Here is a 20,424-nt window from a genome sequence, read left to right as displayed (position 1 = left end):
CTCCAGGGGTTTCTCAGGCGACCGGGGTGTGCAGGCTCGCGGCGGGCTCCGGGAAGCAGCGCGGGTCGTCCCACAGCAGCTGCAGCTCGCGCGCCCAGTGCCCGTCCGGGTCCTCGGCGTCCGCGGTCAGCCGCAACTTCTGCACATACCGGGGCAGTTCGGTGGGGGGTACGCCGGTGAGGGACGCCGTCAGCTCGTCGAGGAACACCGTGCCCGCGCACGGCCCGTCGTGCCCGGCGACGGGGCAGCCGGTGCGCCGCCACAGCAGGACCGGCACCGGGACGGTGAGCGAGACCGCGAAGTGCTCGGCCGCCGCCGTGGGCGGCGCGGCGAAGCCCGCCAGGTGCGCGTCCTGGTCCCACAGCCGTTTGCGCAGCCCGCCGGGGCGCTCCCGGATGCCGCACTCCACGCGGTGCACGGTGGCGCCCGGCGAGGCGTCCAGCTTCTGCCACTTCTTGCGCAGCTGGTGACGCAGCCGGCCGCTGCGGTGCCGCGCCCGGTCGGTCACCACCAGCGGATAGGCGCAGCCCAACGGCGTACTGTCGTCCGCGCTGCACTCCCACTGCGCCACCGGCTCGTTCAGCCACTCGCGCGGCAGGACGAACGTCACCAGCTCCTCGGCGTCCGGCGCGAGCTGGTCGGCGGCCTCGTCGAGGCTCTGCTGCACGTAGGCGCGCACCGCGCTCCTGGGCAGCCGGCGTACCGCCACGGGCCGCCGCCGCCCGTCGCGGTACGCCGACACCTCGACGGTGACCTGGTCGGGCCCTTCGCCGCTGTGGTCGATCTCCACCACGACCGGCGACCAGACGGCGGCCGGCTGCGTGGGCAGCGCCCCGTCGAGGAGTTCCTCCAGCCGGTCGGCCAGCCGGGTCGCGGCCTCCGGCTCGGGCACCTCCCACTGCACGTACGCCGCCGTCGCGGACAGCGAGGCGAAGCCGCCCGGGGGCAGCGGCGGCCCGAACGCGCCCACCGCGTCCCCGTACAGCCGGTTCGCGTCGCACGCCTCGCCCCGCGCCTCGGCCCGCCGCACCAGCGCGTACAGCCGGCGCAGCGTCTCGGGCCGGTGGCCGGTCGGCACCAGCTCGCCGAGGCCCGGCCAGTAGCGGGCCATGACCTCGGTGGGCAGCATCCGGCCCACCCGTACGTCCCGGCCGCCCGCGACCGCCGTGACCATGCCGACGACCGAACCGTCCTCCAGCGTCACCGCGGCCCCGCTGAACCCGGCCGCCAGCGGCTGCCCGTGCCCGGTCAGCGCCTCCAGCTGCACCCACTCGTCGGAGATCCGGGGGCCGGGCAGCGCCCGGTAGGAGGCGAGCATGCCCTCGTCGTAGCCGCGCGGGAAGCCGTAGGCGACGAGCTGCCGGCCGCCGCGCTCGGCGCCGGGCGGCGCGAACCGGGCCGGGGCGAGGGGCACGTCCTCGGACAGCTCCAGCACCGCGAGGTCGCCGGGGTCGGCGGCGCCGCCCCGCCAGCCGCCGCGCACGGCCACGGTGGCCGGTAACTCGCCCAGCCGGCGCCAGTTGGGGAAGGTCACGCCGACCGGGTCCGTGCCGGCGTACCGCACGACGTGCGCGCAGGTGAGGACATGGCGCGCGGAGATCAGGAACCCGGCGCCGACCTCGGCGCCGCACGCGACGCGCGCATGCCAGGCGGTGCCGCTCATGACGAGATCTGCTCCGGATCAGGCCGCCGCGGGTCGGGCCGGTGAACGTCTTCCGGCTGAGCGTCGGCCCGTTGGGCGTCCGCCTGCCCGGGCACCGGCCGTTCCCCGCCCGGCGACCAGCTCAGCTTGACCACCAGGTGGGCCTCCGCCGCGCCCTTGGCGATGACGGCTCCCGCCTCCGCGCTCATCTTCACGCCGAACTCCAGCTCCACCGCGTCCGGTCTGAGCGCGCCGCCGCGCAGCACCCGCAGCGCGGACTCGGCCGCCGTGCGCACGCCCGTCAGGGAGTCCTCGAAGGTACGCGTGGCCCGGGCCGTCCCGCCGCGGGAGACGAGCCGCGCACCGGCCTCGTCGTCGACGCCCTCCACCATGACATGGGCACCGTCCGTGGTCGTGAACTCCACCAGTTGTTCCATCGCGCGCCAACTCCCCCGTGCTGTGGTGACCTTGCCTGCACTCATTGTTGCGGACGGTGCCGGTGCGGTGTACCCGGTTCCGCCGCCGGTCGCCGGGTGCCTGGCGGAAACCCGCCAGGGCGCCTTTCCGCCGCCTCCCGTCAACTCCCCGTCCTCACAAGCCCCGTGACACTCGTCGGACACACGACGAAATGAGGCGTGGATGAGCAGAGGACCAGTCAGACGCGGGGCGAGTCTCCTGTCGGCCGGGCTCGTGATCGCCCTGCTGCCCGCGGGTGCGGGCGCGGCGGCCGGCGGGGGGACGGCCACCATCGCACCCGCCGCGAGCGCCGCCCGTACCGCGGACGCCGCCCGTACCGTCACCCTCGTCACCGGCGACCGGGTGACCGTCACCGACCTCGGCGGCGGCAAGCGGACGGTCACCGTGCAGCGGCCCCGGGGCGCGAGCGGTGCCGTGCGCACCCAGAGCGCGAACGGCGAGATCAGTGTCGTACCGGACGAGGCGCTGCCGTATCTGCGGGCGGGCACCCTCGACCGGCGGCTGTTCGACGTCGGCGCGCTGATCCGGCAGGGGCTCACCGACGACACGGCGGGCGCGCTGCCGCTGATCGTCACCTACGGCAAGCAGGTACGCGCGGCACTGCCACGGGGCGCCGAACGGGTGCGGGCGCTGCCCAGCGTGCGGGGCGACGCCGTCCGGGCGCCCAAGGGGCGCGCCTTCTGGCAGGCGGTCACCCGGCAGGGCGGCGTGGAGAAGGTGTGGCTCGACGCGCGGGTCACGGCCGACATGGCCGAAAGCAACGCACAGATCGGCACACCGAAGGCGTGGGAGGCCGGGCTGACCGGCAAGGGCGTCACCGTCGCCGTCCTCGACACCGGCGTCGACCTCACCCACCCCGACCTCGCGGGCCGGGTCACCGCGACGAGGAGCTTCATCGAGGGGCAGGAGGTCGCCGACCGCAACGGCCACGGCACCCACGTCACCTCCACGGTCGGCGGCAGCGGCGCCGCCTCCGACGGCCGGGAGAAGGGTGTCGCACCCGACGCCGCGCTCGCGGTCGGCAAGGTGCTCGGCGACCAGGGTTCGGGCAGCGAGTCGCAGATCATCGCCGGCATGGAGTGGGCCGCGAAGGACGTCCACGCCAAGATCGTCTCCATGAGCCTGGGCTCCACCGAGCCGAGCGACGGCACCGATCCCATGGCCCAGGCCGTGAACACGCTCACCCGCGAGACCGGCGCCCTGTTCGTGATCGCCGCCGGCAACACCGGCGCGCCCTCCTCCATCGGCTCGCCCGGCGCCGCCGACGACGCGCTCACCGTCGGCGCCGTCGAATCCGCCGATGAGGCCGCGTACTTCACCAGTGCCGGGCCCCGCTTGGGCGACAACGCCCTCAAGCCCGACATCTCCGCGCCCGGCGTCGACATCCTCGCCGCCCGCTCCCGGCTCACCGCGGGCAGCGGGCCGTACACCTCGATGAGCGGGACGTCGATGGCGACCCCGCACGTCGCGGGCGTGGCCGCGCTGCTCGCGCAGCGGCATCCGGACTGGACCGGCGCTCAGCTCAAGGACGCGCTGATGTCCACGTCCAGGCAACTGGACGCGTCGGCCTATGCGTTGGGCAGCGGACGGGTCAGTGTGCCCGGTGCGATCGACGCGACCGTCACCGCCACCGGCAGCGCCGACCTCGGCTACTACAGCTGGCCGTACGACGCGAACAGGCCCGTGACCCGTACGCTCACCTACACCAACTCGGGTGATCAGTCGGTCGAGTTGAAGCTCTCCGTGACCGGCGCGCCGGTCGGTGTCGCCACCCTCGCCGACACCACCCTGACCGTCCCCGCGCACGGCACCGCCTCCACCACCGTCACGGGTGACGGCGCCAAGGCCCCCGTCGGCACCACCAGCGGGCAGATCGTGGCCGCCGACGCGTCCGGCACGCCCGTCGCGCACACCGCGTTCGGGCTGGTCAAGGAGGAGGAGCGATACACGCTCACGGTGCACGTCAAGGACCGCGACGGGGCACCCACGGCCGCCGACCTCACCGTGCAGCAACTCACCGCCGGCACCGACCCGTTCCCCGCCCGGGTCGGCGACTCCGGCACCCTGAAGCTGCGGCTGAAGCCGGGGTCGTACAGCCTGACCTCCTTCCTCGACGTACGCGGCAGCCATGGCGCCGACTCCCTCGGCCTCGGCTTCCTCGCCGCCCCCGAGGTCACCCTCGACCGGGACCGCGAGGTCACCCTCGACGGGCGCACCTTGCGGGAGGTGCGGGCGGAGGCCGGACGGCACACCGAGACCCGGCAGCTGCTCATGGAGTACGACCGTGCCGCGGGCGGCTCCGACCTGTTCGGCGCGGTCCAGGTGCCGGTGACCTACGACAGCGTGTTCGTGGCGCCCACCCGGAAGGTCACACAGGGCACCTTCGAGTACCGGACCGTGTGGCGGCTCGGTAAGCCGCTCATGGAGGTCCGCGGGATCGGGGAGGCCCTCGCGCAGCCCGGCGGGGCGCTCACCGACGGACGGCTGCGGCTGCCGCTGGCCGACGTCGGCGACGGCCCGCTGACCGGCGTCGCGGGCAAGGCGGTCCTCGTCCGTCTCACCGACGGCACCGACCCGGCGGCCCTCGCGCAGGCCGCGCAGGACGCGGACGCCAAGGCGCTGTTCGTCACGGACGCCGCGCCCGGCCGCCTGAACGCCTGGTGGGGCGCCGACGACGGCGGCGACCGGCCCTTCCCGATCGCCACGCTGAACACCGCCGACGCGCGGCGGCTGCGTCAGGCGGGACGCGTCGACCTCACCGTCACACGCGACACGCCGTATGTGTACGACCTGTCCGAGGGGCACCCAGGCGCGATCCCGGACCGGGACCTCACCTTCGCGCCCGAGACGCGGCAACTCGCCTCGGTCGGGGTGAGGTTCCACGCGGCGAAGCCGGTCTCCGGCGGTGAGTTCCGGTACTCGATCACCGGCACGTTCCCCGTCGGCATCGGTTTCCAGGAGCGCGCCGACTTCCCGGCCGAGCGCACCGACTACGTCTCCACCGGCCCCGGTCAGCTGTGGCACGAGTCGGTGACGGCCGCCGACGGGGCGCTGGAGGAGCGCAGCGGGCTCGTCGCCTACCGGGGCGGCACCCGGCCCGAGCTGAACTGGTTCCGGCCGGTGTGGCACCCCTGGCTCGGCACCGGGCTCGGCTGGGGGCAGCAGCGCACCGGCAACCAACTGCAGTTCAACACGCCCGGCTGGGGCGACTCCGGGCCCGACCACACCGGCTTCGGCGACGTGTGGAGCGAGGACAGCGGCATGAGCCAGACCACCTCCGTGTACCTCGACGGGACGCTGGTCGACCAGGGCCGCAGCTCCGCCGCCTACGTGTGGGACGCCCCCGCCGACGAGCACGAGTACACCGTCGTCACCGAGACGGCCCTCGACGCCGACCGCTGGGGCAGGGGCACGCGGGGCCGCTCCGAGTGGACCTTCCGCTCGGCCGCGCCCCCCGGGGACCGGCAGACCTTCCTTCCCCTGATCAACCTCTTCTACGACGTCGACACCGACCTCGCCGGCGACGTCCGGGGCGGCGGCCGCGTCCCGGTGGGTCTCAGCGCCTCCTACGTCGAGGGCGCGCCCGGTACCGGCACGCTCGGCGGCGGCCGGCTCGAGGTGTCGTACGACGACGGGAAGACCTGGAGTCAGGTGCGCCTCGACGGCTCCGGCGCGTCCTGGCGCGGCACGCTCACCGTGCCGCGCGGCGCCGCGTCCCTCTCGCTGCGGGCCTTTGCCCGTGACGACCGCGGCGGCTCGGTGCGCCAGGAGATCCTCCGGGCGGTGGGTGTGAAGTAGCCCGGTACGGATACACGGACGGCGGCGCCGCCTCCCTGGGACGGGGAGACGGCGCCGCTGTTTGCTGCCTCGGGCCTGCGCCTGCGCCCTCAGACCAGCCGGCCGATGAAGTGGACGAGGCAGGCGAGGACGTTGGTGAGCAGGTTCATGATCGTGCTTCTCCTTGCGGTGGTGCATCGTGTGGGACGTGTGCGTCAACTACGTTCTGCAGCCGGTCGCTCGCACACCGTAAGTATCGCTGGTCTCGCCCGTCGCAGTCGCTCTCAGGAGTGACGATCACCTGTTCCAGGGAACATTTGCTCGCCTGTTCGGATCACGCCGAGTTCCGCCAAGTCCTGCGGACGGATGCGGAGTTGGCCCGCCGTCGCCTCGGTCTCCTGCGGCGGGCGCTTGAGGATGGCCGCGGCGAGCTCCGGCGCGATGACGGAGAAGTAGCTGTCCGGGGTGGCCCACGTGGTGCCGGGTGCCGCGAGCGCCAGCGCGCCGCCGGAGCCGCCCTCGCCGATCACCAGCGTCGTCACCGGGGTCCGTGCCGACGCGACCGCCGCGAACACGTCCGCGATGGCCGGGCCCGCGCCCTGCCGTTCGGCCTCGGCGTCGTTGGCCGCGCCCGGCGTGTCCACCAGCGTCAGCACCGGGATGCCGAGCCGGTCCGCGAGCCGGATCAGCCGGGCAGCGGTGCGGTAACCGGCCGGCCGGGTCGCCGTGCCGGTCTGGGCGGCGTACGCGACCGTCCGCCCCTCGTGCTCACCGAAGCCGCAGAGCATCCCGTCGGGATCGGTGCCGCCGCAGCGGTCACCGGACACCGCCACGCGCTCGGTGAAGTAGGCGTCCAGGTACGCGTGGGCACGCGGGCGTCGCGGGTCCCGGGCCCGCCTGACCGCGTCCCAGCCCGAGACCGGCAGCTCGCGCGCCCCGAGCGCGGCCGGCACCGGCGCGGGCGCCTCGGACGGGCGCGTCAGCAGCCGCAGCCAGCGCCCCAGCACCGCCCGCAGTTCCCCCGGCTCCACCACCGCGTCCGCCGACCCCGTCGCCACCTGCGCCTCGGCCGTGTACGCGGCCGGGTCGGCGTCCGGCGGCCGTACCCGGGAGCCCGCGAAGCCGACCTGGGCGCCGGGCAGTGCGAGGACCACGTCGGCGCCCGCGCCGAGTGTCGCCCAGCCGCCACCGGTCGTCGGATCCCGCAGGACGGCGATCTGCGCCAGACCCGCCTCCCGGGTCAGCGCCGACTGCCGCGCCACCCGCTGCAGTTGGGTGAGCGCGAGCATGCCCTCCTGCATCCGGCTGCCGCCGGTGGCGACCAGCGGCACGACGGGCAGCCGGTGGGCGCGGGCATGGGTGTACGCCTGCTCCAGCCGGTCGCCGGTGCGCTCGCCGAGGGAGCCGCCGAGGAAGCCGAACTCGAAGGAGATCAGCACCGCCCGGGTGCCCTCGACGGTGCCCGTGCCGCAGACGACGGACTCCTGCTCGCCGGTGCGCTCGGCGGCGCGGGCGCGGGCGTCGTCGTAGCCCTGCCAGCCGAGCGGGCCGTCGGGTCGCGACCGCCGCTCGGGGGCGGGCAGTTCGGTGAAGTCGTCGGTGACCAGGGCGAGGGCCGCCCGGGCGGACGGGCGCTCAGTCATGGGCCAGCGCCCGCTTCATGATCTTGCCCATGTCGTTGCGGGGGAGCGCGTCGAGATAGCGGACCGCGCGGGGACGCTTGTGCGGGGCGAGCCGGTCTGCGACATGGCCGGCCAGCTCCTCGGCGGACGGCGGCGCATCGGGGTCCGCCGGGACGATCCACGCCACCACCCGCTCGCCCAGGTCCGCGTCGGGCTCCCCGGTGACGGCCGCCTCCCGCACGCCCGGGTGCTCCAGGAGCGCGTTCTCGACCTCCCCGGCGCCGATCTTGTAGCCGCCGCTCTTGATGAGGTCGGTGGCCTTGCGTCCGACGATCCGCACATATCCGTCCGCCTCGCGCACCGCCATGTCCCCGGTGCGGAACCAGCCGTCGCCGGTGAACGCGGCGGCGGTGGCGTCGGGCCGGTTCAGGTACCCGGTGAACAGGTTCGGGCCGCGCACCTGGATCTCACCGATGGTCTCCCCGTCGTACGCGGCGACCGGGGAGCCGTCCTCCCGCACGAGCCGCAGCTCCACGCCCGGCAGCGGCACGCCGACCGTCCCCGCCCGGGGCTCGCCGTCGGCGCGGACACTGGTGTTCATCAGCGTCTCCGTCATGCCGTACCGCTCGATGACCCGCCGCCCGGTCGCCGCCGCGATCCGCTCGTGGTCGTGCACCGGCAGCGCGGCCGACCCCGACACCAGCAGCCGCGCCCCGGCCAGCGCCTTCGCCAGCTCGGGGTCGGCGGGCAGTGACTCGGCGATGCGGTGGTACATGGTCGGCACGCCGAAGAGCATGGTGGCGCCCGCGCCCAGCTCCCTCGCCACACCCTCGGTGCTGAATTTGCCGAGATGGCGCACCGAGCCGCCGCGGCGCAGCGGGCCGAGCACGCCCAGCACCAGCCCGTGCACATGGAACAGCGGCAACCCGTGCACCAGCACGTCCGCGCCGGTCCACTGCCAGGCGTCGGCGAGCGCGTCCAGGGTCGCGGCGATCGCCCGGCGCGGGATGACGGCGCCCTTGGGCGGGCCGGTGGTGCCTGAGGTGTAGACGACCAGCGCGGGCTCGCCCGCGTCGGTGTTCCGGTCGTCGGGGACGGGTCCGGCGGCGCGTACGTCGACGTCGACGCGCTCGTACCCGTCCAGGGCCGCCGGGAGATCGTCACCGGGGGCGGCCAGTACGAGGGCGGGCGCGCTGTCGGTGAGGAGGTGCCGCAGCTCCTTCTCGCCCGAATTCGGGTTGAGCGGGACGGCGGCGGCACCGGCGAGGAGTACGCCGATGACACCGACGGCGGTTTCCGGCGCGGGGGTTGCCCAGACGGCGATCCGGCCACGGCCGCGCACCCGCTCCCCGACGGCACCGGCCGCGGTGGCGAGTTGCGCGTACGTCATCCGACGGTCACCGAAGCGGAGGGCTTCCTGCTCGCCCGGGTGGTCGGTGAGGGCGGGGAAGAGGGAGGGCACGGGGGCTCCTTCGATCGGGGGCTGCGAGTCCTTCCTACCCCGGGGCGCGGTCTCGTCTGCGGGGTTTCTGATCGTCGGCGGGTGCGGGTGGTCCGTGGCTGGTCGTGCCCACGCGGCGGAGCCGCAGAGGAATACAGCCCCGCGCCCCTGAGGGGGGCAGTCACCTTGGCTGTTACAAGCCATCTCATGTGGGTGTGGGCCAAGCTGCACCGCCGGCACCACGAACGCCCCGAGCCGCACCGCGGCGACGACCCTCAGCTACGGCGCGGGGCAGAAGGCGCAGGCCGAGACGCTGGCGAAGGCGCTGAACCTGCCCGCCTCCCACCTGAAGGAAGGCACCGGGGCGGGCCTGACCCCGGTGATCGGCAGCGACTGGCCGTCCGGCACCAGCTACCCGGGCACCGCCCCCGCACCGGCCCCGGCCGGCACCAAGGCGGCCACGGCCGACGCCCACGCCCAGACGGCCGACGAGGCCAAGACGTGCGTCAAGGTCAGTCCCTACGAGACGGTCGAGCTGAACGGGTGCCGATGACACCGGCCCAGGCGTACGCGGCGGCCCGCACGAAACCCGACTCGGACGCGTGAAGCGCGGACAGCGGCCGGCCGAGGAGCGAGCCGGGCAGAAGCAGACCGGCGCCCTGGCGCGGATCCGGACGCTCGACGAACCGGCGGGCGGGAACGCCGAGGAGGCCCGGGCCCGGCAGGCGATCGACGCATGGGGGCGGAGGCGGCAGCGACGACGGGGCCGGTCCTGTGGACTCCTTATGCCAGGTCCGGATCAGGCCAGCCGAGATCGCTGACACGGCCTCCGGTGGTGGGAGAACCTGCTGGTCACGGGAACGACCCACCATCGGAGGGGCTCAAGCGTGAAGCGCGAAATCATCGTCGTCGGCGGTGGCACGGCAGGTCTGATCGCCGCCATCACCCTTACTCGTTCGTGTCCGGACGCAGACGTCACCGTCATCCGTTCCACCGCTCTGGGCAACATCATGGTCGGCGAGGGCACCTTCGCGAACACGCCCAGCTATCTGCATGGCGTCCTCGGCATCCCGGAGGACGACTTCCACGCCAAGGTCAACCCCGTCTGGAAGCTCGGTGTGCGGTTCAGCTGGGGCCGGAGGCCGTACTTCGACTACCCCTTCAACGAGCAGTTCGACAACCAGATTCTGCCCTCTCAGCACAAGTCCTGGGGTTACTACCACCTGGACGAGTACGAAGGCGGCTCGCTCCCGGCCGCTGTCACGGGCAAGGCGCCTGCGAAGAACTTCGGCTACCACATCGAGAACCAGCCGTTCGTTGAGTACCTGGAGCAGCACTTCACGAAGCTCGGCGGGAAGCTCCTCGATGCCAAGGTGGCGGCGGTCGAGACCGGCGAGGCCGGTGTCGAGGGCCTGGTCCTCGATTCGGGGGAGCGGTACACGGCGGACTTCTTCGTCGACGCTTCGGGCTTCCGGGCCGAACTGATCCACAAGGGCCTCGGTGAGCCGTTCGTCAGCATGCGCGACCACCTGTTCTGCGACAAGGCGGTGGTGGGCGGCTGGACGAGGCAGGACGAGCCCATCCAGCCGTACACGACGATGGACACCATGGACGCCGGCTGGTGTTGGCGCATCGACCACGAGAACGTCATCAACCGCGGATACGTCTACAGCAGCGCGCACATCAGCGCCGACCAGGCGGCCGACGAACTGGTGCGCAAGAACCCGAAGATCGACGGGAGCAGCCTGCGGGTGGTGCCGTTCGAGGCACGTCACGTCCGTCGGCCGTGGGTGAAGAACGTTGCGGCCATCGGCAACGCGTGTGGCTTCGTCGAGCCGCTGGAAGCGACGAACATCCAGGTCATCTGCATGCACGCGGAACGGCTCGCCAAGGCCATCAACGCCGGCGGCCTCGACGACCCCCACCTCGCGGAGGACTACAACGAGGCGGTCCAGTTGCAGTGGGAGGACATCCGCGACTTCCTTGCCCTGCACTACCGCTTCAACAACCGTCTGAGCACGCCCTTCTGGGAGATGGCGACCCGTGAGACCCCGCTGGGCGGTCTGGAGGAGTACGTGAAGCTCTACCAGGAGACCGGCCCCGTGCTGCTCACGGACGGCGCGGGCCGGCCGGGGAGCATGTTCGGTTATGACGGTCATCTCGCCCTTCTGCTGGGCCTGCGGGTGCCGTGGAAGGACGGCGGCATCCGCTGACCGGTTCTTCGCCCCGCCCGTCGCCGTCCGTACGGCGGCGGGCGTCGTCAGGTCCGCTCAACGAAGAGGCATCATGATCGACCACTCCCTCGTCTCCCGGCACTACGAGTCCTTCAGCGAAGGGCCGCGGCTGCGGAAATCGCGAGTCCGCCGTCTCGAACACGACACGACCCTCCACGTGCTGGACAGACACCTCGCGCCCCGATCGGCCATCCTGGAGCTCGGTGCGGGTCACGGGGCCTATTCCTTCCGCTTCGCACGGCAGGGCCACCATGTCACCGCGACGGACCTCGTCGGCGTCAACGTCGAAGCGATGCTCGCCCTGGCGAAGGAAGAGGGCCTCGACTCGGTCGACATCCGCCAGGCCGACGCGACGAGCCTCGAAGGCATCAGCGACGGTGTGTACGACTCCGTGCTGTGCCTCGGCCCCTTCTATCACCTGCGGACGCGTGCACTGCGCCGCCGCTGCCTGCTCGAATGCAGGCGAGTGGTGCGTGACAGCGGCATCGTCGCCGTCTCCTACATCAACCGTGTCTTCGCCGTGAACTACTTGCTCAAGAACGGCACACCGCTCACGGCCGACCAGTACGCATCGCTGACCGACCCTGATGACGAGCGCGTCGACTACCCGGACGAGTTCTTCAACGTCACGCACTTCTCCACGCAGGAGGCGGTCGAAGCCGAACTGCGGGGCGCCGGCTTCGAGATCGTGGAGCACGCCGGCACGGACGGAGCCTGCGGCTTCTTCCCGGAGACCTTGGAAGGTCTCGACGAGCGCCGGTTCCTGGACTACCGGGCGTACCACCTCACGACCTGCTCGCAGCCCTCGCAGCGAGGCGCCAGCAGCCACTGCCTCGTCATCGCGAGGAAGATCTGAGCCCCGCGGTTCTCAGCGCCCGTCCGGCACCCAACCGGGCGGGCGCTGCTCTTCACACCTCGGCCGGTGCCGGCATCGCCGCCACGATCCGCTCGCCGTCCTCGCCGTGGAAGGTGTTGATGCCGACCCGTCGTCGGCCCCAGGCATCGCAGCGCGCGTACCCGAGTCCGATGCCGAACACCCCCGGCACGGTGTGGTGACCCGCATCCACGATGCGGCACTCGTCGTCGACCTGGACTGCTCCGTCGGCCATCGGTATCCGCTCGCCCCACTGGTCGAACACAGGCACCGCCCGCGTGCGGTATCCCAGGGCGTGGACGACCAGGCCCGCCTCGGCGAGCACCCCTCGTGCGGCGTCGGAGCCGGTGTGGCACAGGGTGAGCCGCGGCTCGCGGCCCTGGAGCGCCCGCAGGCACAGCTCACGCGGTCCGGAACGCAGTCCGTGGAAGCGATTGATCACGCCGGACTCCGGACAGGTCTCCAGCCGGCCTGCAAGGGCCGGTGGCACGGAGTCGGCCTCGGCCCGATCGGCGTAGGCGAGCGAGATGCTGCGGTGGACGAGGACCAGGCCACCTTCGGGTATCCCGTCACCGAAGCGGTCGAGGAGGAGTTCGGCGGCTGCGAAACCGCTGTGCGAGCCGCCGAGGACGGCGATCCTGCCACCTGCCCGGAGCACCCGAGCGGCCTCGTCGAGGCGCCCGGACATCAGCTGTGCCGAGCCGATCAGCCGGCCCGGCGGTATGCCGTACCGGTGGGACACCTGCTGGGTGTCCTCGTAGCCGCCGGTCGCGAGCACGACCAGCCCTGAGGTGACGAGTGCGGACCCGGCGCTGTCCACGCTCGTCCAGGAGCCGTCGCGGTTGCGGCGGATCTCCCTGACATCCGCCCCGTAGGTGAACCCGTCCGGAAGGACGGCCTCGACCGCCCGCGAGAGATCGTTCATGAACTCACCGACCAGGGCCAGCGGAACCTGACGGTCATGTCGCTCCCGCAGAAGCTCGCCCGCCCGGCCGTGCAACGCCGTGGCGAAGATCCCGTCAGGGCGAACGCCTGCGAGGAAGTCCTTGCCGACGGAGTTGGCGTCGATCAGGAAGGGGAAGCGGAGGCCGCTCAGGGCCGCGGGCGTCGGTGCACGGTCGAGGAACGCGAGCCCCTCGGACACGAGCCGCGGCAGCTCGCCCCTGCGGTCTGCCGCGAGGGCGAGGCCCAGGGCGGCCGGGCCGCATCCGATCACTTGGCACAGCACGCCACTCACCGCGCGCACCTCAGCTTCCTCTGCATGTCGACGAGTTCCCGGTCACGTATCTCTACGGCGTGCCTCAGGCCGCGGTGTCCTGCTCGCCGCTGGACAGCCGTACCTCGACGGGGTGCGGCAACGCGAGCAGCTCGACGAGGGCCGAAGCCTCCACCGCGGCGCGGAAGTACTCTTCGGTCTCCGCGGACGTGATGCCGGCCGGTCCCTCGACGGTGCAGCTGATCGTTTGGAAACCGACCGCGGCGGAGGGATCGATCAGCATCAGTCCGCGCAGGTCCAGTCGTCCCTGTGCGTTCACCGTCCACTCCCCGGCGCTTCCGGTGGCGGCCGCCTGCTTTCGCGCCGCCAGCGCTGCCAGCTCGGCGGCGAGAGCGATCACGACGTACTCCTGCGGATTCGGAGCCCAGTCCACACCGGCGAACTGCTTCGCCTCGTCGACGCGGAGGGGCAGCCGGCACCCGTCGAGGTCGAGGCCCGCGGACTCGAACTGCGTGCCACTGATCCACTTCACATGGCGGCGGACCGTCCGCGCACCGGGTGCACCGGCCGGGGCCTCCTCGAGGTGCCAGGTGAGTTCCTGCTCAGCGTTGTGGAAGTGCAGCTCGGTGTCGTCCTTGACCGTGCGGTGGTTGGGGCTGCGGTCCAGGATCTGCCGGGTCACTTCCTCGATCAGGCCGGCGTCGGCGTCGGAGCGCGTGCTGATGTCGTAGGCGAGCCGGCGCACCCGGGCGGTGGACAGGGAGACCTCGTCCCCCGGCAGCACATCCGCGGAGATCACCATCTCGATGGTGTCGAAGGTGATGCCCCGGGCAGTGCCGCCCGCGATGGCCGTCTTGAGCGAGCACACCCCTACGGCGGCGAGCGCGAGATCGAGAGGCGTGTGTTCCTGTACCTGGGGGCCGGCCTGGTGATCCTGCCACCCGTCGGCGAGATCCAGCTCGAACCGGCGCGCGGACTTGACCCGCCCGAGAAGGGCCGGACGCGTCCACGCGCGCAGCCCCCGCCCCGGCCTGAAGCGTGCGGTGGCGTGATAGCGGAACTGTGCTTCCTGGGCGTCTTCGCGGATCTCGTTCACGAATTCGCCGGAGCTGGAGACGTTGAAACCGTTGCGCATGTCTGTCCTAGATCGATTCGAGGGCCCGGGCGATGTCCGCGACGAGGTCTTCGGCGCGCTCCACGCCCGCCGAGTAGCGGACCAGCCCCGGTCGAATCCCGATGGACGCACGTTGCGCGGTCGTCAGCGAGCAGTGAGAGGTGTTGAAGGGCAGGCTGACCAGTGACTCGACGCCGCCGAGGCTGGTGGCCACGTAGGGGATCTCCAGGGCGGCGCAGAACTTCAGGGCGCCGGTGTCCCCGCCCGCCACCTCGAAGGCGACCATCCCGCCGTATCCGCGGACATCGGCTCCGAGGTGCTGGTGGGGGTAGTGCTCCAGCGACGGGTGGTGGACGGCCAGGACCTTCTCGTGTCCGTCGAGGAAGGCGGCCAGCTCGCCGGCGTTGGCGTTGTGCGCCTGCATGCGCAGTGCGAGCGTCTTCAGACCGCGTTCCAGGAGATAGCAGGCAAGCGGTTCCATCGTTCCGCCGAACCGGAGCGCTTGAGCCCAGATCCGGTCGACGAACTTCCTGCTTCCGGCCACCACTCCGGCCGTCACGTCGCTGTGTCCGTTGAGGTACTTCGTGGCGCTGTGCACCACGATGTCCGCGCCGAGGTCCAACGGCCGGAGGTTGACGGGCGAGAGGAAGGTGTTGTCGACGACGAGGAGGGCGTTGTGCCTCTTGGCGATCCCGGCGATCGCGCGCAGCCGGGGCGCCTTGAGCAGCGGATTGGTCAGGCTCTCGAAGAAAAGGAGCTGGGTCTCGGGCCGGATGGCGGCCTCGATGGCGGCCAGGTCGGTCGAGTCGACGAAGGTCACTTCGCGGCCCGCCGAGGGCATGTCCTCACGCATCAGGTTGTAGGTGCCGCCATACACGTCGTACGCCGTGATGATGTGGCTGCCGCTGTTGGTGAGCGCGTAGATCGTGCTGGCGATGGCGCTCATGCCGGACGAAGTGACCACGGCGCTCTCGGCGCCCTCGAGGGCGGCCATCTTCTCCTGCACCGACCACTGCGAGGGGTTGCCGTACCGCGTGTAGATGGGTACGTCACGGGTGGCGCCTCGCTCGAAGGCCGAGTAACTCAGCTCGTCGAGAAGGAAGGTACTCGTCTGGAAGACGGGGGTGCCCACAGCGCCGGTGACCGGGTCCTCGTACGTTCCGCCGTGGACGGCGACGGTCGCCGCCCCGAGCGAAGGATCGACGGCCCGGTGGTGGACGGAGCGCGGGCCGGGATTACGGCGTCGCTTCAGGTCGTTGAGCCACTGTGCGTCGGCTTCCAGGCCGGCCTGGAAGCCGACTGCTGTGCGGTCTTGCTCGCTCACGGTTCTCCTCACGTGGTCAGTGGTGCGCGATCTCTCGGTCCCGGCGTCGGCGCCTGCGGCATGCGCCGGTGCACCGCGTCGGCCATCTGCCGGACGATCCGGTCGAGGATCGGTTCGGTGGTGGCGAAGTTGAGGCGTACGAAGCCCCGGCCCGGTGCACCGCAGGTGCCGCCGTCCACGGTCGTCACGCCCGCCTCGGAGACGAAGAAGCCGGCCAGGTCGGGGCCGGGCAGGGCCAGCTCCCGGCAGTCCAGCCAGCCCAGGTACGTGCCCTCGGGCGGCAGGTAGCGAACGCCGGGCAGGTGCTCGTGCAGCAGCTCCCGCAGAAGGTGCCGGTTACGGTCCAGGCGGGCGCGTACACCGTCCAGCCACGGCCGGCCTTCGCGGTAGGCCGCCGTGCCGGCCACCACGCCCAGGACCGACGTACCGTCGGTGGCCAGTCGGCCGAGTCCCTCCCAGCGCGCACGGTCGGCGTCATTGGTGAGCACCATCTGGGCACACTTCAAGCCGGCGATGTTCCATGCCTTGGAGGCGGACACGGCAGTGAGGGTGTGGTGCGCCGCGGTGGACGACGTCGACGCGTACGGCACGTGACGGTGGTCCGCGTACACGAGCGGGGCGTGCACCTCATCGGAGAAGACCCTCCCGCCGTGCCGGTCGACCACGTGGCTGATGGCCCTCAACTCCCCGGTGTCCAGCACCCTGCCCAGGGGGTTGTGCGGGTTGCACAGCACCAGCAGGTCTCCGCCCTCGCGGTAGGCCCGGTCGAGGGCGTCGAGGTCGTAGACGTATCTGTTGCCCGACCTCACCAGCTCCACCTGGATGACCCTGCGGCCCAGCAGGCCGGGGACGGTGAGGAACGGGGTGAAGGTCGGAACGGGGACGATGACGGGTGAGCCGGGCCGGGAGAAGTGCTCGACGGCCACATGGAAGGCGCGGATGACGTCGGGCAGCAGCCGTACGTCGTCCGGCGCCACGTTCCACCCGTAGGCGTGGCGCTGCCAGTCGGCACACGCCTCGCTCAGTCCGCTCGCGAGTCCGGGGGGAAGGTAGCCGAGGAGATCTTTGCGGAGCGCTTCGGTCAGTGCGGCGGTGACCGGTGGTGCTGTGCCGTAGTCCATCTCGGCGGCACAGGCCCCGAGGAGTCCGGGGCCGGAGACCGTCCATTTCAAGTGCCCCGCATCGCGCAGGGACTCCACCGTGATCTCGTCGCCGTTCATCGCGTACGGGAAGGGCGGCCTGACTCGGTCCTGATGGAAGCCGGTGGTCGTCCGGCGGACAGCAGGGCGTCGATCACCATGGTCTGGTAGGCGGGCGGTCCGCAGACGTAGGTGGTGGGCGTGTCCACCTCCGTGACGACGTCCCGGACCGCGACGGCGTCCAGCCTGCCTTCCGATCCGGTCAGGCGCAGATCGAGGCGCATGCGATCCGGGTACGCGTGCTCCAGCTGCTCCAGTGCGGCGATGAACGGGGTGGTGTCACGGTGACGGCCCGAGTAGTGCAGACGGACTTTCCGGCGGGAGGAGGCCAGAGCGTATTTGCACAGTGAGTAGAGCGGCGCGATGCCCACCCCGGCGGCGAAAAGGAGGATGTCGCTGTCGGACTCGTCGAGGGTGAACCCGCCGGCCGGCGGCAGAGCCTCCAGCGTCATGCCCGGCACGGCCTTCTCGTACAGCCAGTTGGAGCCGGCTCCGCCGGGGCTGTCCTTGACCGTGACCGCGAGACCGGGATCGGAGACAGGGCAGGTGGAGATGGAGTACGAGCGCATGACGGGCCGGTCGGCGCGGGCGGGCAGCCTCAGGGTGAGGAATTGTCCGGCGCGATAGGTGAGGAGCCCGGCAGCCGAGCCCGGGGCGGGCTCGAGGACGAAGGTCTTGACGTCCCTTCCCTCTTCGACGATGTGGTCGATGCTGACGTGGACGAGTGGAGCGTCCGCTGATCGGCTCATGGACGGACTTCCTTGATCGGAGAACGGATCTGTGCCTTCGCAGCCACGGCGCTGTCGGGACGCCCGGGGTGAACGTCGCGACAGCGCCGGGGGCCCGGCCGGTGCTCAAGCAGCGCTGCGTGCACCGGTCAGGTCCTCTGCCGGGCTGCGAACACCGGACGCAGGGGCAGGACCGGCCGACGCCGTGGCCGGCTGCGGCGCGGACGGCAGGCGCTTCGCCGTCCATGCGCGCCGTGCGTCCTCCTCGCGGCCCGGTGTGAAGTGCAGCCGGTAGAGCGGCATCGCCAGCGCGGTAGTCAGGACGGCGATCATGACCAGGATGGAGAACAGCTCCTTGTCGATGAGGCCGAGGGAGAGCCCGATGTTGATGAAGATCAGGATCATCAGCCCCCGGGCGTTCATCAGCCCGCCCATCGCGACCGACTCCCCCCGGCCCCATCGGAAGGAGCGCAGGACGGTCAGCGAGGAGAGGAACTTCGAGGCGAAGCCGGCCACGAACAGCACGCCGAGGGTCCAGAGGTAGGTGCCGTTCAAGGCGCCCGTGAGGTCGGTGTTGAGGCCGGAGAAGGCGAAGAACACCGGCAGGAACACGCACCTCACCACCTGCATCAGCCGTAGGTTCAGCAGGGGCGCGAAGCCCGGGACGCGCGGCAGGGCGACGCCGCAGACGAAGCCGCCGAACACCGAGTAGATGCCGATGTAGTCGCTGAACCACCCCGCCGCGAGGACCGTCCCGAGCAGGGCCACGAAGAGTTGGTCGCCTATCCGGCCCTCACGCACCGCCTTTTCCATGGGCGCGCGGAACAGCCTCGGCAGCAGGAGGAAAGCGGCACCCATGAACAGGACGGCAGGAACGATGGTCGCCCAGGAGGCAAGGATGCTGCCGTGGACGAACAGCGCGCTCACCACCGCGAGGATGCACCAGGCTGCCGCGTCGTCGATCGCCGCCGCACGGACCGCGACACCACCGAAGGCGGTGTGCATCATGTCTCGTTCCTGGAGCGCCCGGGCGAGCATCGGGAAAGCCGTCAGGGAGAGCGCTCCGCCGACGAAGAGCATGAACAGCGACAGGCTGACACCGGAGGGCCGGTAGTCGTCCGCGATGTACCAGGCGGTGCCCGCGCCGACGAGGAGCGGGACCACGATGCCCGCGGTGGCGAGCACCACCGGCAGCGCCTTCTCCCTCCGGCTGCCCGGGTGGTACTCGTGCTCGAGCCCGACCAGGAACATGTACAGGCACAGTCCGAGCATGGCGAGCACGTACAACGTCGGCTTGACCGTGGTGGAGAAGACATAACCGCTGAAGTCCGGCGCCAGGGCGCCGAGCACGGTGGGGCCCAGGACGATGCCGGAGACCATTTCACCCACCACGGCCGGCTGACCGATCCTGGTGGCGAGGCGTCCGAATATCCGGGCGGCCAGCATGATGACGCACAGAGCCGCGGTCACCGCGAGCAGGAGTTGCATTTTGGGGTCGTGCATCGGTCCGACGACCTCCGCCCTTTCGTTCACAAGACGCGTGGTACTCGCTGAAGACGGCCTCGGCCGTTCTGGTTCAGCGGCTGACGGTGCCCTCTTCCAGGCGCTGCACCATGCGGCGTGTCGTCTCGAGCGGGGTCTCGGCGAGGGACGGCTCGGTGAACCCGCCTCGCTCGTTGATCTCGGAGACCCTGGCGTTCCACTCCTCGTGACCGCGGAAGGCGATCGACTCCTCGGGCGAGTAGGCCGGCCACTTGCGGTACTGGTTGCCCGCCGCGCCCCTCTTGCCGCGGACCAGGACCGGGTCGAGGTAGAGGCCCTCGTTCGCGACGAGCGTGGATGTGGCGATGTAACCGATGTCCAGGCCGCAGCGCCGCTTCTCGGAGGTGTTCGCCTCGGAACAGTGCAGGATGTTCGGGTGGTGGATCGAGACGTCGCCCGGCTGCAGTTCGATGTCGACGACGCCGGCCTTCTCCGCCCAGTCGCGGACGATCTCCTCGCGGGTCTCGGAGTAGAGCATGTTGGCGACGTCGGTGCGCACCGACGGGGCGTGGATGGGCAGTTCATGGCTGCCGGGGATGATCCGGAGGCAGCCGTTCTCGGTGGTGGATTCGTCGATGGCCGCCCACACGGTCAGCGCCTCCATGGGCCGCAGCTTCCAGTAGGCGCCGTCCTGGTGCCACAGCACGGGCCGGCCGTCGCGCGGCGGCTTGCAGACGTAGTGGGAGGTGAAACACGCGAGGTCGGGCCCGAGGACCGACTCCGCGATGTCCACCAGGCGCTCGTCGGTGACCAAGCGGACCCAGAAGGCGTCGTTGCGCATCAGGGGGTGGTGGTACTCCTCCGGCCGGAGGTGCGGGTAGCGGCGGCCGAGCCATTCGACATGCTCGCGCGCTTCGGCGATGAGGTCCTGGTCGAGGACATTGCGGAGGATCGCGAAGCCGTTCTTCTCGTATTCGTTGAGGACGGCCGCGGTGTCGATCTCGGACATGGGAAAACCCCCACTGGTGTGAATCGTGTGTGAACAGGGATGGCGCGGTGTGGGGCGCGGAAACTACGGCGGACGGGGCGCGGGATGCGCGGCAGGCGAGCGCACGCACTGTGCGGACCCGGCGATGTGGCCGCTGTCGGTGAGCGGTGAGCGGGGAGCCGCACGCGGGGCGTCGTTGCCCGCGCTTCGCTCACTGCCAGCCGGTGGTGTCCTCGACGGTGGCCGGGGTCGGGGACTGCCAGCCGGTGGTGGAGCCGAGGGCCTGGGTACGGGTGGCGGGGTGGC

At 71.6% G+C, this 20,424-nt stretch carries 15 protein-coding genes; 4 read left to right on the top strand and 11 right to left on the bottom strand.

Annotated elements, in window-relative coordinates:
* Window positions 1–13: 13 nt before the first annotated feature.
* Together AB0J12_RS14425 and AB0J12_RS14420 are read right to left on the bottom strand one after the other, a co-directional pair.
* Window positions 14–1,663 carry a trypsin-like peptidase domain-containing protein gene (locus AB0J12_RS14425; protein WP_363264608.1) on the bottom strand — a complete coding sequence of 550 codons (1,650 nt, stop codon included), beginning with the start codon at window positions 1,661–1,663 and terminating at the stop codon, window positions 14–16.
* Window positions 1,660–2,124 (bottom strand): CU044_2847 family protein, encoded by a 465-nt coding sequence (locus AB0J12_RS14420; protein ID WP_363264607.1) that lies wholly within the window; start codon window positions 2,122–2,124, stop codon window positions 1,660–1,662. Before AB0J12_RS14420 ends, AB0J12_RS14425 begins: the two co-directional genes overlap by 4 nt.
* 157 nt (window positions 2,125–2,281) lie before the next feature.
* Here AB0J12_RS14420 and AB0J12_RS14415 point away from each other — a divergent pair, with 157 nt between their 5' ends.
* Window positions 2,282–5,917, top strand: coding sequence for a S8 family serine peptidase (locus AB0J12_RS14415; RefSeq protein WP_363264606.1), 3,636 nt, complete (start codon window positions 2,282–2,284; stop codon window positions 5,915–5,917).
* 263 nt (window positions 5,918–6,180) lie between these two features.
* On the opposite strand, the gene AB0J12_RS14410 is transcribed toward AB0J12_RS14415, so the two are convergent.
* Both AB0J12_RS14410 and AB0J12_RS14405 read right to left on the bottom strand, forming a co-directional pair.
* Window positions 6,181–7,539, bottom strand: a complete 1,359-nt coding sequence (locus AB0J12_RS14410; RefSeq protein WP_363264605.1) for a carboxyl transferase domain-containing protein — start codon at window positions 7,537–7,539, stop codon at window positions 6,181–6,183.
* Window positions 7,532–8,980 carry an acyl-CoA synthetase gene (locus AB0J12_RS14405; RefSeq protein WP_363264604.1) on the bottom strand — a complete coding sequence of 483 codons (1,449 nt, stop codon included), beginning with the start codon at window positions 8,978–8,980 and terminating at the stop codon, window positions 7,532–7,534. The genes AB0J12_RS14410 and AB0J12_RS14405 overlap by 8 nt, the downstream gene beginning before the upstream one ends.
* A 358-nt stretch (window positions 8,981–9,338) precedes the next feature.
* On the opposite strand from AB0J12_RS14405, the gene AB0J12_RS14400 reads away from it, so the two are divergent.
* The 3 genes from AB0J12_RS14400 (at window position 9,339) to AB0J12_RS14390 (ending at window position 12,049) form a co-directional block, all read left to right on the top strand.
* Window positions 9,339–9,512, top strand: a complete 174-nt coding sequence (locus tag AB0J12_RS14400; RefSeq protein WP_363264603.1) for a hypothetical protein — start codon at window positions 9,339–9,341, stop codon at window positions 9,510–9,512.
* Window positions 9,513–9,846: 334 nt separating this feature from the next.
* Window positions 9,847–11,172, top strand: a complete 1,326-nt coding sequence (locus AB0J12_RS14395; RefSeq protein ID WP_363264602.1) for a tryptophan 7-halogenase — start codon at window positions 9,847–9,849, stop codon at window positions 11,170–11,172.
* A 73-nt stretch (window positions 11,173–11,245) separates the two neighbouring features.
* The gene (locus tag AB0J12_RS14390; RefSeq protein ID WP_363264601.1) at window positions 11,246–12,049 is read left to right on the top strand and encodes a class I SAM-dependent methyltransferase; all 804 of its coding nucleotides are present in this window, start codon (window positions 11,246–11,248) and stop codon (window positions 12,047–12,049) included.
* Between the two features lie 52 nt (window positions 12,050–12,101).
* On the opposite strand, the gene AB0J12_RS14385 is transcribed toward AB0J12_RS14390, so the two are convergent.
* The 7 genes from AB0J12_RS14385 to AB0J12_RS14355 all read right to left on the bottom strand — a co-directional run bounded on the left by AB0J12_RS14385 (window position 12,102) and on the right by AB0J12_RS14355 (window position 20,139).
* A complete protein-coding gene (locus AB0J12_RS14385) occupies window positions 12,102–13,313 on the bottom strand; it encodes a hypothetical protein (RefSeq protein ID WP_363264600.1) in 1,212 nt (403 codons plus the stop codon).
* Window positions 13,314–13,368: 55 nt separating this feature from the next.
* Window positions 13,369–14,418 carry a hypothetical protein gene (locus AB0J12_RS14380; RefSeq protein ID WP_363264599.1) on the bottom strand — a complete coding sequence of 350 codons (1,050 nt, stop codon included), beginning with the start codon at window positions 14,416–14,418 and terminating at the stop codon, window positions 13,369–13,371.
* A gap of 7 nt (window positions 14,419–14,425) precedes the next feature.
* On the bottom strand, window positions 14,426–15,721 hold the full coding sequence (locus AB0J12_RS14375; RefSeq protein ID WP_363264598.1) for an aminotransferase class I/II-fold pyridoxal phosphate-dependent enzyme: 1,296 nt from the start codon (window positions 15,719–15,721) through the stop codon (window positions 14,426–14,428).
* Between the two features lie 8 nt (window positions 15,722–15,729).
* The gene (locus AB0J12_RS14370) at window positions 15,730–16,941 is read right to left on the bottom strand and encodes an aminotransferase class I/II-fold pyridoxal phosphate-dependent enzyme (protein WP_363264597.1); all 1,212 of its coding nucleotides are present in this window, start codon (window positions 16,939–16,941) and stop codon (window positions 15,730–15,732) included.
* Window positions 16,938–17,669: an FAD-binding oxidoreductase gene (locus AB0J12_RS14365; RefSeq protein WP_363264596.1), complete on the bottom strand. Its 732-nt coding sequence runs from the start codon at window positions 17,667–17,669 to the stop codon at window positions 16,938–16,940. Before AB0J12_RS14365 ends, AB0J12_RS14370 begins: the two co-directional genes overlap by 4 nt.
* Window positions 17,670–17,774: 105 nt before the next feature.
* Window positions 17,775–19,151, bottom strand: coding sequence for a cation:proton antiporter (locus AB0J12_RS14360; protein WP_363264595.1), 1,377 nt, complete (start codon window positions 19,149–19,151; stop codon window positions 17,775–17,777).
* 73 nt (window positions 19,152–19,224) lie between these two features.
* On the bottom strand, window positions 19,225–20,139 hold the full coding sequence (locus AB0J12_RS14355; RefSeq protein ID WP_363264594.1) for a phytanoyl-CoA dioxygenase family protein: 915 nt from the start codon (window positions 20,137–20,139) through the stop codon (window positions 19,225–19,227).
* Between the last annotated feature and the right edge of the window lie 285 nt (window positions 20,140–20,424).

Origin of the sequence: Streptomyces sp. NPDC049915, assembly GCF_040656475.1 — a bacterium.
Classification (GTDB): Bacteria; Actinomycetota; Actinomycetes; order Streptomycetales; family Streptomycetaceae; genus Streptomyces.
Note: the sequence above shows the minus strand (reverse complement) of the source record. Positions and strands in the feature narration are given on the sequence as shown.